11 protein-coding genes are annotated in these 15,064 nt (G+C 70.8%); 7 read left to right on the forward strand and 4 right to left on the reverse strand.

All coding sequences use genetic code 11. The annotated features are described in order from the left end of the window. The 6 genes from ACZ4WH_RS15940 (at position 1) to ACZ4WH_RS15965 (ending at position 9,401) form a co-directional block, all read left to right on the forward strand. Positions 1-813, forward strand: coding sequence for an urea amidolyase associated protein UAAP2 (locus ACZ4WH_RS15940; RefSeq protein WP_468180662.1), 813 nt, complete (start codon positions 1-3; stop codon positions 811-813). Continuing rightward, the gene (gene uca, locus ACZ4WH_RS15945; protein ID WP_468180664.1) at positions 810-4,406 is read left to right on the forward strand and encodes an urea carboxylase; all 3,597 of its coding nucleotides are present in this window, start codon (positions 810-812) and stop codon (positions 4,404-4,406) included. Before ACZ4WH_RS15940 ends, uca begins: the two co-directional genes overlap by 4 nt. A 5-nt stretch (positions 4,407-4,411) precedes the next feature. Further along, positions 4,412-6,097, forward strand: coding sequence for an allophanate hydrolase (locus ACZ4WH_RS15950; protein WP_468180666.1), 1,686 nt, complete (start codon positions 4,412-4,414; stop codon positions 6,095-6,097). Positions 6,098-6,171: 74 nt separating this feature from the next. Beyond that, on the forward strand, positions 6,172-6,873 hold the full coding sequence (locus ACZ4WH_RS15955) for a TetR/AcrR family transcriptional regulator (protein ID WP_468180668.1): 702 nt from the start codon (positions 6,172-6,174) through the stop codon (positions 6,871-6,873). Positions 6,874-7,720: 847 nt separating this feature from the next. Beyond that, positions 7,721-8,230 (forward strand): GNAT family N-acetyltransferase, encoded by a 510-nt coding sequence (locus ACZ4WH_RS15960; RefSeq protein WP_468180715.1) that lies wholly within the window; start codon positions 7,721-7,723, stop codon positions 8,228-8,230. Between the two features lie 670 nt (positions 8,231-8,900). Continuing rightward, on the forward strand, positions 8,901-9,401 hold the full coding sequence (locus ACZ4WH_RS15965) for a GNAT family N-acetyltransferase (RefSeq protein ID WP_468180670.1): 501 nt from the start codon (positions 8,901-8,903) through the stop codon (positions 9,399-9,401). Here ACZ4WH_RS15965 and ACZ4WH_RS15970 read toward each other — a convergent pair. The 3 genes from ACZ4WH_RS15970 to ACZ4WH_RS15980 all read right to left on the reverse strand — a co-directional run bounded on the left by ACZ4WH_RS15970 (position 9,335) and on the right by ACZ4WH_RS15980 (position 12,802). Next, entirely contained in the window at positions 9,335-10,105 is a 771-nt protein-coding gene (locus tag ACZ4WH_RS15970) for a hypothetical protein (RefSeq protein ID WP_468180672.1), read from the reverse strand. The genes ACZ4WH_RS15965 and ACZ4WH_RS15970 overlap by 67 nt on opposite strands. Positions 10,106-11,024: 919 nt before the next feature. Continuing rightward, entirely contained in the window at positions 11,025-11,888 is an 864-nt protein-coding gene (locus ACZ4WH_RS15975; protein ID WP_468180674.1) for a hypothetical protein, read from the reverse strand. Positions 11,889-12,223: 335 nt separating this feature from the next. After that, positions 12,224-12,802 (reverse strand): TetR/AcrR family transcriptional regulator, encoded by a 579-nt coding sequence (locus tag ACZ4WH_RS15980; protein WP_468180676.1) that lies wholly within the window; start codon positions 12,800-12,802, stop codon positions 12,224-12,226. An 88-nt stretch (positions 12,803-12,890) separates the two neighbouring features. Here ACZ4WH_RS15980 and ACZ4WH_RS15985 point away from each other — a divergent pair, with 88 nt between their 5' ends. Next, positions 12,891-13,772: an SDR family oxidoreductase gene (locus ACZ4WH_RS15985; protein WP_468180677.1), complete on the forward strand. Its 882-nt coding sequence runs from the start codon at positions 12,891-12,893 to the stop codon at positions 13,770-13,772. A gap of 246 nt (positions 13,773-14,018) precedes the next feature. Here ACZ4WH_RS15985 and ACZ4WH_RS15990 read toward each other — a convergent pair whose 3' ends face one another. Next, positions 14,019-14,927: a Mu transposase domain-containing protein gene (locus ACZ4WH_RS15990; RefSeq protein WP_468180679.1), complete on the reverse strand. Its 909-nt coding sequence runs from the start codon at positions 14,925-14,927 to the stop codon at positions 14,019-14,021. Between the last annotated feature and the right edge of the window lie 137 nt (positions 14,928-15,064).

Genomic DNA, 15,064 nt, shown 5'->3' on the forward strand with positions numbered 1-15,064 from the left:
ATGGCGACCACGCAAACCGGCAACACCGTGTCCACCTGGCCGACCGCCTCGGGCGGCACAGTGGCCTCCACCGTCCCGGTCGGCGCCGTGTACGCGGAAGGCTCCACCCTGGACTGGGGAGCGACCCTGGCCGAGGGCACCGTCGTCCTGGACGAGAAGGTCGCACCCAACGCGCCCTGGTCGGCGGTGGTGAAGAAGGGACACATCCTGACGATCGTCGATGTCGGCGGCAACCAGTCCGCCGACTGCCTGCTCTACAACGCCGACGACCCCGAGGAGCGCTACAGCGTTCCCGACACCCTGGCCTGGCAGGGCAACGCCTACGTGCGCACCGGCACCGTGCTGCGCAGCAACGAGGGCCGCCCGCTGATGACCGTCGTCGGCAACGAGATCGACCGCCAGGACACCATCGGCGGCGCCTGCGGCAAGGAGTCCAACACCCTGCGCTACGGCCACCATGTGATGTTCCATCACGGCTGCCGTGAGAACTTCCTCGCCGAAGCGTCCCGGCGCGGCCTCGGGGCCCGGGACATCGTCTCCAACCTCAACTGGTTCATGAACGTGCCCGTCGAGGCGGACGGCGCGCTGGGCATCGTGGACGGCATGTCGGCGCCCGGCCGCCGGGTCGCGGTACGTGCCGAGACGGACGTCCTGGTGATGGTGTCCAACTGCCCGCAGATGAACAACCCGTGCAACGACTTCAACCCGACCCCGCTGCGGATGATCGTCGTCGACCCGGACAGCGCCCGCAGCCCAGCGAGCGCCGAGGCGCAGAGCCCGCGGTCCGTACACGCCTCGGAGGGCGCCGCATGATCCGACCCACCGCCGTCCTCGTCGCCAACCGCGGGGAGATAGCCCGCCGCGTCATCCGCACCGCCCGGAAGCTGGGCCTGGGCACCGTCGCCGTCTTCTCCGACGCCGACCGGGCCGCCCCGCACGTCCGGGAGGCCGATCACGCGGTCCGCCTCGGCCCGGCCCCCGCCCGCGACTCGTACCTGCGCGGCGACGCGATCATCGAAGCCGCACTCGCCCACGGCGCCGGCATCGTCCACCCGGGCTACGGCTTCCTCTCCGAGAACACCGCCTTCGCCCGTGCCGTCGAGGAGGCCGGCCTGCGCTTCGCGGGCCCGACCGCCGACCAGATCACCGCCTTCGGCGAGAAGCACACCGCCCGGGCCCTGGCCAAGGCGGCCGGAGTCCCGCTGCTGGCCGGGACGGAGCTGCTCGGATGCGCCGAGGAGGCCGTCGTCGCCGCCGAGTCGATCGGGCTGCCCGTGATGGTCAAGGCCACCGGCGGTGGCGGCGGCATCGGCATGCAGGCCTGCACCACCGCCCAGGACGTCCGTGAGGCCTTCGCCCGCGTCGCGGCGCTCGCCGAGTCCAACTTCGCGTCGGCCGGCGTGTTCCTGGAACGCCTGGTGCGCCCGGCCCGCCACGTCGAGGTGCAGGTCTTCGGCGACGGCACCGGCCGGATCGCCGTCATCGGCGACCGCGACTGCTCGCTGCAACGCCGCAACCAGAAGGTGATCGAGGAGGCCCCGGCCCCGGCCCTGCCCGCTGCCGTCCGCGCGCTGCTGCACGACTCCTCGCGGCGGCTGCTCGCCTCGGTCGGCTACCGCGGCGCGGGGACCGTGGAGTTCGTCTACGACCCGGTGCGCGAGGAGGCCGCCTTCCTGGAGGTCAACACCCGCCTGCAGGTCGAACACCCGGTGACCGAGGAGGCGTACGGCGTCGACCTCGTCGCCCTCATGCTCACCCTGGCCCGCGACGGCCGGGTCGACGACGCGGTGTTCGAACGGGAGTGGACGCCCACCGGTCACGCCGTCGAGGCCCGGGTCTACGCCGAGGACCCCGACAAGGACGCGCAGCCGTCCTCCGGCCTGATCACCCGGGCGGTCCTCCCCGGCCAGGGCGCCGATGAGATGCCCGGCGTCCGTGTCGACGGCTTCGCCGAGACCGGCCTGGAGATCTCGCCGTACTACGACCCCATGCTGGCCAAGGTGATCGCGCACGGCGCCACCCGCGACACCGCGCTCGACGTGCTGGGCGAGGCCCTGGCCGCCAGCCGGATCGACGGCATCGTCACCAACCTGGGCCTGCTGCGCTCGCTGACCGCGCGGGACGAGGTGCGCCGGGCCGCGCACCACACCAGCACGCTCGCCACCACCGCCGACCCCGAGCCACGCATCGACGTCCTGGCACCAGGCGCCATGACCACCGTCCAGGACCTTCCGGGCAGGCTCGGCTACTGGCACGTCGGCGTGCCGCCGAGCGGACCCTTCGACCCGGTCTCCTTCGCCGAGGCCAACCTGGCCGTCGGCAACCCGGCCGGGGCACCCGCGCTCGAGGTCACCGCGGGCGGGCTGACCCTGCGCTTCTCGGCCGCCACCGTCGTCGCCGTCACCGGCGCCCCCGTCCCGGTCACCGTGGACGGCACCGAAGCCCCGCTGTGGGAGCCGGTGCCGGTCCCGGCCGGCGCCACCCTGCTCCTGGGCACCTCCACAGGTCCCGGCCTGCGCAGCTATGTGGCCGTCCGGGGAGGCATCGACGTACCCGCATACCTGGGCAGCGCCTCGACCTTCACCCTCGGTGGCTTCGGCGGGCACGGCGGCCGGGCACTGCTCGCCGGAGACGTGCTGCGGCCCGCAGCCGCCACGACCGCCGGCGGCGGCCCGACCCCGATCGAGCGCCGCCCCGCGATCACCTCGCACTGGCGTATCGGTGTCACCGAAGGGCCGCACGCGGCACCGGAGTTCTTCACCCGCGACGACATCGACACCCTCTACGCCACCGACTACCAGGTGCACCACAACTCGGCCCGCACCGGCATCCGCCTGATCGGGCCCAAGCCACGGTGGGCCCGCCAGGACGGCGGCGAGGCCGGCCTGCACCCCTCCAACATCCACGACACGCCGTACGCGGTCGGCGCGCTGGACTTCACCGGCGACACACCGATCGTTCTCGGACCCGACGGGCCGTCCCTCGGCGGATTCGTCTGCCCCGCGGTGGTCGCCAGCGGCGAGCTGTGGAAGCTCGGCCAGCTCCGCCCCGGCGACACCGTCCGCTTCGTGCCCGTCAGGGAAGCCGAGGCAGCCGCCCTCGACGCCCGTCGCGCCTCGCCCGCGCTGATCAGCAGCGGCGGAGACGGCGACGACGGCGTCCTGGGCCGCCTGCAGGCCACGCACGACCGGCCCGATGTCACCTACCGCCGCGACGGCGACGACAACGTCCTCGTCGAGTACGGCCCCATGGTGCTCGATCTCGGCCTGCGAATGCGCGTGCACGCTCTCCAGGAAACCCTCGCCGCCCACGCGCCCGCCGGCATCATCGACATCACCCCCGGCATCCGCTCGCTGCAGATCCACACCGACGCCCGCCGGCTGAAGGCCCGCGACCTGACCGCCCTTCTGCGTGAACTCGAGGACGAGGTACCGCCGACCAGCGAGCTGGTGGTGCCCTCCCGCACGGTGCGGTTGCCGCTCAGCTGGGACGACCCGGCGACCCGGCTGGCCATCGAGCGGTACATGGCCGGGGTGCGCGACGACGCCCCGTGGTGCCCGTGGAACATCGAGTTCATCCGCCGCGTCAACGGCCTCGAGACCGCCGACGACGTCTACCGCACCGTCTTCGAGGCCTCCTACCTGGTGCTCGGCCTCGGGGACGTCTACCTCGGTGCCCCCGTCGCCACCCCGCTCGACCCACGGCACCGCCTGGTGACCACCAAGTACAACCCGGCCCGCACCTGGACCGCGGAGAACTCCGTCGGCATCGGCGGCGCCTACCTGTGCATCTACGGCATGGAGGGCCCCGGCGGCTACCAGTTCGTCGGCCGCACCGTGCAGATCTGGAACCGTTTCCGCAAAGGCGGCCTGTTCCAGGACTCGCCGTGGGCGCTGCGCTTCTTCGACCGCATCGAGTGGTACCCCGTCACCGCCGAGGAACTGCTCGAGCTGCGTGCCGAGACCGACGCCGGACGCGGCGCCTTCGACACCGAGCAGGGGACCTTCTCGATCGCCGAGTACAACGCCTTCCTGGCCGCGAACTCCACCTCGATCGCCGCCTTCCGGGAACGGCAGAGTGCCGCCTTCGAGGAGGAGAAGAAACGCTGGCGGGCCTCCGGCGAGTTCGACCGCGACGACGATCCCCGCCCTCCGGCCGCCGACTCCGCCGCCCTCACCGTCCCGGACGGCACGGTCGCCGTCACCGCGCCGTTCACCGCGACCGTCTGGCAGACCGTCGCCGAACCGGGCGCCGCCGTCGCCGAAGGCGACCCGATCCTCTGGCTGGAAGCGATGAAGATGGAGTCCAAGGTGAGCGCGCCCGCCGCTGGGACGCTGCTGGAGATCTACGTGAAACCCGGTGAACAGGTGGCCCCCGGCCAGATCCTCGCGGCGGTGCGGGTATGAGCGCCATGACACCGGCAGAACGTGTCGAGGCCGCCTACGACCGCATCCGGTCGGCCGACCGGCCCGAGATCTGGATCCACCTCAGGCCCCGCGGCGAAGTGCTCGCCGAAGCGGCTCGGATCGACCCGGCGCTGCCGCTGGCCGGCCTGGTGGCAGCCGTCAAGGACAACATCGACGTCGCCGGCCTGCCCACGACCGCGGGCGCACCGACGTACGCCTACCGGCCGCACGCCGACGCGCCCGCGGTGGCACGGCTGCGCGCGGCCGGCGCCGTGGTGCTCGGCAAGACCAATCTGGACCAGTTCGCCACCGGCCTGGTCGGCACCCGCAGTCCCTACGGCGCGGTCCGCAACGCCTGGGACACGGCCCGTATCTCCGGCGGCTCCTCCTCAGGCTCCGCCGTCGCGGTGGCGCTGGGCATGGTCGACGTCGCGCTCGGTACGGACACGGCCGGCTCCGGGCGGGTGCCCGCCGCCCTCAACGGCATCGTCGGGGTCAAGCCCACCAAGGGCCTGGTGCCCGTGACCGGGGTGGTACCCGCCTGCTACACCCTCGACTGCGTCACCGTCTTCGCCCGCGACCTGCGCCTTGCCCGCACCGCCGCGGAGATCGTCGAGGGCCCCGACCCCGTCGACCCGCTCTCCCGCGCCGGCGCCCAGCTCCCACCCCCGCCCGCGCGCCCCAGGGTCGCCGTCCCGGCCGGGCGGCACCTGGACGGCATGGCGGACGGCTGGCGCACGGCTTTCGACGCCGCGGTCGCCCGCCTGGCGAGCACAGGGGTGGAGATCACCGAAACCGACATCACCCCGCTGCTCCAGGCCGCGGAACTTCTCTACGGCGGCGCGTTCGTCGCCGAACGGTACGCGGCCGTGGGCGCGCACCTGGAGAAACACCGCCACCTGATCGGCACGGACCTCGACCCCACCGTCGCCTCCATCGTGCTGGCGGGCCGGGACAGAACCGCCGCCGACTGGGCCGCCGACACCGCCCGGCTCGCCGCCCTCGGCGCCGCCGGGCGCGCGTTGCTCGACGGCTGCACCGCACTCCTCACCCCGACCACCACCTGGCACCCCCGCCTGGCGGAGGTGGCGGTCGACCCGGTCGGCGCCAACGCCCGGATGGGCCGCTTCACCAACTTCGCCAACCTGCTGGACTGCGCCTCGCTCGCCGTGCCCGCCGGGTTCGTGAACGGCCTGCCGTTCGGCGTGATGCTCACCGGCCCCGCGTTCTCCGACCGCGCCCTGGCCGCCCTGGCCGAGCGCCTCGCCAACCCCGGTCTCGACCTGTTCGTGGTCGGTGCCCACCTCACCGGCCAACCGCTCAACGCCCAACTGGTGCAGGCGGGCGGCACTCTGGTGGGCACGGCACGCACCAGCGGCGGTTACCGGCTGCACGCCCTGGCCACCGAGCCGCCCAAGCCGGGCCTGGTCCGGACCGCCGCCCATGCCATGCCGGGCACCGGCGCGGAAACGGGCGGCGGGGCAACAGGCATCGAGGGTGAGATCTGGCGGCTGCCTGCCGCGGGATTCGGGACCTTCACCGCCGCCGTTCCCGCACCGATGACCATCGGCACCGTGGAACTGGCCGACGGGCGACAGGCCAAGGGCTTCCTGGTGGAGCCGTACGCCGTCGAGGGCACGCCCGACATCACCCGCTTCGGCGGCTGGCGGGCCTATCTGGCATCCGTGTGACCGCAGACGGCGGAGCGGGTACCCGGGCGCCGGCTATGGTCGGGTGCCCGCCGTCCGGGTGACAGGATGGGGGGATGACGACGACGCATCCCCGCCAAGGCCGACCCCGGCACACGCCGCCGTCCAAGACCGGCGCCTCGGCCCGGGAACAGATCCTCGACGCCGCAGGGGCGCTCTTCGTCGAACGCGGGATCGCCGCCACCAGCACCCGGATGATCGCCGAGCGGGTGGGCATCAGACAGGCCTCGCTCTACTACCACTTCGCCACCAAGGACGACATCCTCGCCGAGCTGCTGGCCACGTCCGTACGGCCCAGTCTGGAGATGGTGAAGCGGATCCAGGCGCTGGCGCCCGAGCGGACGAGCGCGGCCGCGGCTCTCTACGCGATGGCGGTGATGGACGTGCGTACCCTGTCCAGCACCCCGTACAACATCGGCACGCTGTATCTGCTGCCCGAAGTGCAGGCCGAACAGTTCGACACCTTCCGCCGGGAGCGCGGCCGGCTGCTGCAGAGCTACGGAACGCTCGGCACCTTGGCGGCAACCGAGGACGTGGCCCGCGGCCTGCCCGCCCAACGGATCGGCGAGCTGCTGATCCAGCTGGTGGAGGTCGTCATCCAGATACGGCGTTCCCGTGCACCCGAAGCGGCCGACACGGACACCATCGCGTCCTCGTGCCTGAGACTGTGCGGCCTCGGCGAGCCGGCGGTGACCGCCGCCCGGGAGGAGGCGCGCCACCTCCTCAACCGCCTGACGGACACCGCCCCCCAGGACTGACTCGGGCTGCTGTTCCACGCCGACCACAGGGTCACCTCCCGCGGGGCCCGGAAGCGCATGTCACCAGCTGCCGGCAAGGCCCGCCGGGCCATAACCCTGTCCCAACGCACTGGCGGAACGGTTCCCCATTCCGCTTCCCGCCGATGTCCATTCAGACGAGCGAGTCGGCGCCAGCCGGATCTCGACGGCGCCGACGGCACGGACGGCACGGCGGCGGCCTACCGGCTGCTCGCAGCCGCACCAGGTGCGCGGCGGAAGCGCCGTGCTCACTCTCTCCGGCGTCGGATGTCAGGGGTTGGGGTGCGAGGCGGCCCTTCACGTCGGTGCTGTACTCATGGCGTTGCCCGCAGTCGCACTCATAGATCCCGGACTGGGGGACGACCTCGCCGGGACGGTAGGTCTTCTCGCTGCTCTCGCTCATGCCGTCCACGGTCCACGGCCGTGCGGAAGACGTCCGGTCGGCCAGGGCTGAACGGGTGAGCGGGTCGCGCTACAGTTCGGCCGGCAGTCGGGCGGCATCAGCCATCGTGTCGCCCCCACCCGCACCGGTGGTGTCCGGGCACGCCGGCTGTGTCCGGGCCGGCCGCGGGCATCACCCGGCCGCCTCCGCCCGCCCCCGCCCGGCCGCCCGGTTTGGGCCTCGCCTTCCCGGGTGTGGAGAGGTTGCTGCTGCTCGGCGCCGGCTGCCGTCCCTCCACGTGAACTTCGGTGCGGCACAGTCCCGGGCGAACTCGGCGTCGGCGAGAGTCCGGCAGAGCGCACTAACGTGTACAGCTGCACGTGTGTGTGCCGACTGTTGAGTGGGGCTGATTGCATGCCGGACGTCGTATCCCCCTTCGCTCTCTACATGCCGCGCCTCGAATCCCGACCAGATCCTGTAGCGGCCGTGCTCGCGGAGGCGACCAAGCAGGACCTTCCACACCTCGCTGCCCTTCAGACCGGCCTACGTGGAGGGACGGTCCAGCAGTGGACCGAGCACATTGGGCGGGTGCTCGCTGGCCCAAGGAGTGCGGTCGTGCTCGCTCGGGTGGACGAGAGCACGGCAGGGTACGCGAACGTGGCTTTCCTTCCCGAGCACCCGCAGGACGGTGCACCCGGTGGGTACTACCTGACCGGTGTGACGGTGGCGCCGAGGTGGAGGCGACGCGGAGTGGGCGCCGCGCTGACCCGGTGGCGGATGGCCTGGGCCTGGGAACGGAGTCCTGAGGTGTGGTGTTTCGTCTCCGCACGCAACCCGGCCTCGCTCGACCTGCACCACGCCCTCGGTTTCCGTGAAGTGCGCCGTGCTGCCGTTCTCCAGGGGGTGGTGTTCGACGGGGGCGAGGGTGTTCTGCTTCAGGCTCAACGCCCTGTCTGACCGCTGATGCGCTCCAACAGCTCCGCCACCGGGACTCGGTGCCAGTCCCGCTCGGTCTGCCGAGGTTCGTGCCTGTGGCGTAGGCCAGGTTCACCTCCTCGGTCTCGAAGGTCCAGTCGAGCCGGGCAACCAGCCTCGCCGCGGTCGCGGTCAGCCCGACCATCCGTCCGACTGCCAACTGCCCCTTGGAGGTGAACGGCTGGCCCTCGGCGATGTGGCCCACCACCGTCTTGATCACGGCGAAGGCCCGGCGCGGGCTCGCCACTCTCAGTGCCGCGCCGGGCGGGACGACGACGGTCCATCGGTTCCGTTCCGCCTCGGTGTCAGGAAGGGGGCTGTCCGATACGAGCTCTTCTCGCGTCCAGGAGCCACGGAGCGAGAGCGTCAGGGGGCATCGAGCAGCTGTGTGCGCGAGACGTCCGTTCCTCACGCGCGGAACCTTCCGTCAAGGCGTCAGCCCCAACGCTTTCAGCAAGCCGCAGAGCGGTCGTGACGGCGTCGACGAACGTCTCGGCGGTCGCCGACCGTCCTCCAGTACGTGTTTTCGATTCTGCGCGAGCCTGACGAGGGACACCGCTGAGGATCAGCGATCTTGTGCGGGTTGAAGGTCACCAGCAGGATGGGCCGGGCAGAGTTCAGCGGAAGGTAGGCAGTTGTGGCTGGTCATTGGGTGAGACTCGAACTTGACGTTGCCGGATTCGAGCAGGACGGCTTCGAGCAGTATGTGACGAGGTGCCAGTCCCAGGGCTTGCGCTTCATGACTCTCTCGGATCTGGGAGACACGCCGGAGCATCGTAGGGCGCTGTATGAGCTCAACAAGGAATGCTCTGCCGATATACCGGGGAGGGGAGATTTTTACTCCTTTGATGAGTACGTCGAGCGGCGCTTTGAGGTGGCGTCCTACGATCCGCGGGGTGTCGTGATCGCCTTGGACGGCGCGGCCTGGGTCGGTATGGCGGCGACGTCGCGGCATGAGGATTTCATGTTCAACGAGATGACTGGCGTGAGAGCCGGGTATCGAGGCCGGGGCATCTCCATTGCTATGAAGACGTTCGGGATGGCTTTCGTAGAGGAGTGCGGAGCGAGCAGGGTCCGCACCATTCATCATCCGGCCAACGCGAGCGCGATTGCCATGAATCGGAAGATGGGATTCGTCGATGCGGCCGACTGAGTGATGCTCCCTCGGCTTCGGCCACCCAGACTTCGTCCAGTGGCTGGTGAGGGGGCTTCGCGGGCAGGCGTCAGGTCAGGGGGAAGCACGACGAAGCGCTCGCGCAGCGGGCGCCGCCTCGGTTCGGTCGGGCGAAAGGAGGTGTAGCCCGAAGAGGTTGATGTGGTCGACAGGGACAGCGTGCACGCCCGCGCCGTTTCGTGACCTTCACACGCGGGCACGGTGGCGGCTTGCCAGGTAGTGGGACCAATCCTCTCCGGCCAAGGCTGCGAAGCGTTCCGCTGTTCTCGCTGGATGTCGATCAGGTCGGAGATCAGTACCGGTGGCAGGTCGACGAGTGCTTGCACCATAGCGGTGTTCCGGGCTGCGCGGGCGGGCGGGCTGTAACGCTTGAGTTTGTCGGCCAGTCCCGCGGGGTTGCGGGGGCGGCCGGGGGTGCGGCCCATCAAGAGATGCGTAATGCCTTCGCTGCTGTGCCGGGCTCCGTCGTTGAGGTGGTGGTCGATGAGGCGGGCGAGCTCGGGCGGCAGAACGACGGGGTGGCGGTTGATCGTCAGGTAGGTGTGGTCCGCTTCGTGGTGGAGTTGGTCGGCGGTGAGCTCGACAATGCGGGTCAAGGGGAGGGCGTAGAGGCGGATGAGAGCTGCGGCGATGCGGACGTCCAGGCCGGTGCTGTCATGATCGTTCTCAGCGTCCGACGGCACTTACCTGCGGGCGGCCTTCCACGTACCGGAGGGGCACGGTTATCCGAACGGGTGGGTGTCGCGGAGAGTCGGGACAGGAGCGGCTCCATACCGCGGGTGCCGTCACTTTCCGTCACCTGCCCCTCGCGAATGGCGTGACGCGGGTCTCACTTTCGCCGTGTTGGGGTGAGCGCCGGTATGTGCACGTTCGTCAGCGCGCGCTGACTCCGTGTCTCCTGAGCCGTGTTGAAGTGCAGGTCAGCGGCTTCCACGCCTGGGCGATGACCGTGGGTCACGGAGGTCGTCGGCAGTTTTCCCGACAGCTGCTCCCCGGTAACGTCACTCATGCTTTCCTGCGGGGCGCCAGCCCGGAGGGCCGCTTGTCGGGCTCCGGCCGGGCCCGGCACCGGGCCGGTCCCCCAAACCCGGGAGGTCACCATGGGAAAGCGCACCAGGTCGGGCCGGACGAAGTGGACGCGGGCGCGCAGGCGTGTTCGTCTGTGGCTGGCTCCTTGCGCGACTGCCCTGTACTGGGCGGGTCGGACGGTGAGGGAGTGGTTGTTCCCGAGCCTGTGACGGCCGCCCCGGCTCATAGGAAGTGAGCCGGGACGGTCCGCCGCCTATGGGGCCGAGGCTCACGCCGTGCCAGCGGTGTGAGCCTCTCGGTGTTATGCCGGCCGCCACAGCTCCACCATGGCACGCTCCGCTCTGCCTTCACCAGCCAGGCCGCCGACGACCGGAAGATGCGCCCACCCGGGCCGGATCCGGTACACCGGCCTGCCCGGCACGGAGGCAGCCGACCGGGCGCAGGCCTCGGGTTTGGGAAATTCGGTGCGGGGTCGGTGCTTTCGTTCGGTGGCCGCCTTCACCTGTTGTTCGGGTTTCACCAGGGCGGCGAGCGGGGCGGCCCGGCCGGGTAGTCAGCGGCGCCCCCGTTCGGTCACCCTCCGCGCAGTGCGTCGACCTCGCGGGCGAGGGCGAGACAGGCGTCGATGACATCGCGTGCGGCGCCAGGTGTGACGCCGCTGGGGAGGTGCTGGGCGCGGTCGCGTAGGCCGCGCAGGCGCGTCAGGACGTCCACGCTGCCGGCGGGCAGCCCGCACGCGATCAGCGCCCTGCCGAGGGACGCCACGTCCGCCGGCTGCCAGCCCAGGCCGCGCGCCAGGACAACTTCCCGGCACAGCCGCTCCAGCACGTCCCACGCCGTGACGACAGCCGCCGCCGGCACGGAGTCGGCCACGCCCCTGGCGACGCGGAGACCGTCCCGCCACACCGACCCGGACCTCTGCTCCGCCGACTGGGGTATGACGGGCCCGGCCGGAGCGGGCTGTCCCGGCTGGGGGTAGCCGTATCCGGATCCGGCCGGAGCGGGCTGCCCGGACTGGGGCACGACCGGCCCGAACGAACCGGGCTGTCCCGGCTGGGGGTGGCCGTACCCGGATCCGGCCGGAGCGGGCAGGAGGTAGTCCGTGTCCTGGCCGTTGCCCGAGGACGGCCCGGCGGGTGCCGGCACACCGTGGGCCGGCCGGGGCCTCCTCCGCGTCGGCATCGGACGTGCGTCGTCGCCGACGCTCTCCGCCTGGTTCAGCACGTCCCGCGCCTCGACCGCGAACTCGATGGCCCCGGCCGGTGTCTCCACCCGCGTCATGCGAGCGAACGCGTCTCTCAGGTACGAGCGCAGGACGTACACGAGGGAGAGCGTGATCAGCGGCCACACGAGGGCCTGAACGTATTTGAGAACGAGTTCGGCGATCTCCACGTACCCCATGGTGGCCGACGAGCGGCCCCGGGATGTGGTGATCACCGCACGCAGTCGAAGACCTGCTTCTGGATGCCGTTGGCGTAGGCCTTGTGCGTGACGAACTTCAGCTTCTGGGCGTCCTTGTCCGCCATCGCGCGCCAGTTGGTGCGCGATGCGGTGATGACGTGAGCCAGGCTTGAAGCCGCAGGTCAAATGGCTGGTGTGACCGGCTCTCGGCGTGCTCACGCTGGTCGTGGGTGACTGTCTGCGCAGTAGATCATCTGTCAGCGATTGGCTCCGAGGTTTGTCAGGACGGGCAGGGCGTCTCGGAGGCGGTCGACAGGCACAGTGCCCATGGCGCCGACCGGGCCCGGCCGGCGACAGCCGAGCGGCATCGATCAGCCCAGCGACGCAGTTGCCGCACGCAGGTCTTCCAAGGCTGCCAGTGCATGTGGCGCGAGCCCTTCTGTGTCATCACGATCGCTTTCGGACCACTGGGCGTATCCCCGCTTGAACGCGAGAACTCCCAGCTCGGCCGCGAGGTGCGCGGTCGACTCGGGGACGCCGCGGGCGATGAGCGCGGCTGTCATGGCGGCCGCGAGACCGACGCTCTTGAGGGCGTCGCGCTCTTGTAGTTCGGTGCTGGCTGCCACGGCTGCTTTGAGGCGGGGGCCGAGTTCGCGGTTCGCCGGACCCATGGCGCTCGATGCGCGCTCGAGACCGGCCGCTACCGCCTGGAGCGGGCTGGCGCTCGCAGGGGCCTCGGTGATGCCGTCGGCGAGCAGCCTGCTGAGCGTCTCCTGGCCGGCGACCAGCAGCTCGCGTTTGTCGGAGAAGTACCGGAAGAAGGTGCTCTTGGTGACACCGGCGCGCTCGGCGATCTGCGTCACCGTGGTGGCGTCGTACCCCTGCTCGGTGAACAGGTCGACGGCCGCAACGACGAGTCGCTGGGCCGCCCCCGGTTGCCATCTAGCCATGAGACCAGGATAGGTGATGGGACGCCCGTCCCATCACCGTGTAGGGTCAGTGATGGGACAATAGTCTCATCACTTTCAGGGAGAGCTCATGCATGTCTTCGTCACCGGCGGTACCGGCACCATCGGCTCCGCCGTCGTCGCCGAACTGCTCGGCAACGGCCACACCGTTCTCGCACTGGCTCGCTCGGACGGCTCCGCGCAGGCCCTTGAGCGCGCTGGTGCCAGGGTGCTGCGAGGAGACCTGGCCGACCTCGACGCCCTGCGGTCCGGCGCAGCGCGGTGCGACGGCGTGATCAGTCTGGCGTTCGGACGCGACTACAGCAGTCCGGACGCGCTCGCCCAGGCCATCGCCGAGGAGAGCGCCGCTCTCGCCACGCTGGGGCAGGAACTCATCGGAAGCGACCGCCCGATCGTCACGGTCTCTGGCACACCCTGGGTGCCGGGACGCGCCTCTGTCGAGGCCGATCCGCTGCCGACCGACGGACCGGTGGGCGGTCGAGGCCGTTCGGTCAATGCACTGCTGGACCTCGCCTCGCGCGGTGTGCGTAGCACGGCTGTCCGCATGCCGCGCACAGTCCACAACGAGGGCAAGGGCGGATTCGCCGGCCTGTTGACCAATCAAGCGCGCCGCACCGGGGTGGCCGGCTACCCGGGCGACGGCACGCAGCGCTGGCCGGCCGTGCACGCGCTCGACGCAGCGGTCCTGTGCCGTCTGGCCCTTGAGTCCGCGCCGGCCGGGACGTCCTGGCACGCCGTCGGCGACGAGGGCGACGCGGTGCGGGACATCGCCACAGTCATCGGCCGGCGACTGGGCCTGCCGGTCGAGGAGGTTCCGCAGGAAAACTTCGGCCCGTTCGGCCCGATTTTCGCCATGGATCAGCCGGCGTCCAGCGCTCACACCCGCGAGGCCCTCGGGTGGCAGCCGACTCACTCCAGCCTCCTCGAGGACCTGGAGACCATTCAGCCCTGACGCACACCGGTTCGCCCAGAAGAACGCCGGCAGCCTCTACGACGTCACCACCGCCTGGGGCAAGGACCGCGACGAGAACAGCAGCCGCTGGCAGATCTTCGACCAGACCACCAGCCCGCAGGACGGCCTGGTCCGCTTCAACGACACCGTCCTGCTGTGGAACACCTACTCCGGCCGGGGCGGCTTCCTGGAGACCAACGGCAACGGCACCGTCGGCGGCGCCCGCTTCGAGGTCGACACCAACCCCTACTTCAACCGCGCAGCCGACGTCACCCTCTGGAAGGTCCTGCGCGCCTGACCCGCCGGAGGTCCGTGTGCCGGGGTGCCGCGGCACCCCGGCGTAACCAGGGTGCCCCCGGCGGCTGTTGGATTCGTGTGACGAGAACCGATCAGCACACCGAGGGCACCCGCTCGCTTGTCCACAAGTGCCGTCTGCCGCTGTCCACGCACACCATCAGCCACCTCGCCAGCCTGCTGCGCCGCCACCTGGAGGCGAGACGGTCCAGGTGGCGGATCCTGCCGCCCGGAAAGACCGTGGTGATCGTCCTGGCCGTGCTGTGTCATGACCAGCGCCTGACCGACATGGCCGGCGGCAACAACGTCTCCGAGTCCACCATCCGCCGCTGGCGCGACGAGCTGATCGGACTGCTCGCCGCACAGGCACGGCGTCTGGACCGCGCCCTGAAGAAGATCGCCAAGCAGGTTCTGGTCGTAAACCACCAGGTGAGAAGCGTGTAGGATTATCCTTACCCGCTTGCCGATCAGCCGGATCGGTACCGAGTAGCGGTTGGTGCGGACCGGGATCTGGCCATAGCGGTCATCCCTCGGGGTGAACAACCGGCCCGTCTCGAACGGTTCCTCAGGCAGCGGCATCAGCAGCGGCTGTTCGAGTGCGATGTACTCGGCGACGGTCTTTGGCCGGGCACCGATGCGGCGTGCCTCGTCCTGCCGGTCCCACTGCTCGACCATCTCGTTCAGCTCGGCGGGCGAGGAGACCTCGGGGACGGGGACGAAGTGGTTGCGGCGGAAGCAGCCGATCTGTCCCTCGACGTCGCCCTTCTCGTGGGCGCCTTCGATACCGGGACGGCAGTAGAAGCTCTCGATGCCGAAGTGCGACTTGAACGCGACCCACCGGTCGGCCTCGACCCCCGCCACGTGTCCGACCGCTCGCCAGCGGGGAGCCGGTTCATGAGGACGTCGGCGGCCTCGAGCGCTGCGCGGGCCTGCTCGCTCTGGTGGTTGAGGGCGTAGGCGCGGCCGGCGACGGCCGCCGCGAGGGTTGCCGCAGCGGT

The organism is Streptomyces sp. NPDC029138 (assembly GCF_055564375.1).

Bases quoted from the DNA above. Each gene is read 5' to 3' on its own strand.
- ACZ4WH_RS15955 (WP_468180668.1), top strand. From the start codon at position 6,172: ATGACGACGACGCATCCCCGCCAAGGCCGACCCCGGCACACGCCGCCG.
- ACZ4WH_RS15960 (WP_468180715.1), top strand. From the start codon at position 7,721: ATGCCGCGCCTCGAATCCCGACCAGATCCTGTAGCGGCCGTGCTCGCG.
- uca (WP_468180664.1), top strand. From the start codon at position 810: ATGATCCGACCCACCGCCGTCCTCGTCGCCAACCGCGGGGAGATAGCC.
- ACZ4WH_RS15985 (WP_468180677.1), top strand. From the start codon at position 12,891: ATGCATGTCTTCGTCACCGGCGGTACCGGCACCATCGGCTCCGCCGTC.
- ACZ4WH_RS15980 (WP_468180676.1), bottom strand. From the start codon at position 12,802: ATGGCTAGATGGCAACCGGGGGCGGCCCAGCGACTCGTCGTTGCGGCC.
- ACZ4WH_RS15950 (WP_468180666.1), top strand. From the start codon at position 4,412: ATGACACCGGCAGAACGTGTCGAGGCCGCCTACGACCGCATCCGGTCG.
- ACZ4WH_RS15940 (WP_468180662.1), top strand. From the start codon at position 1: ATGGCGACCACGCAAACCGGCAACACCGTGTCCACCTGGCCGACCGCC.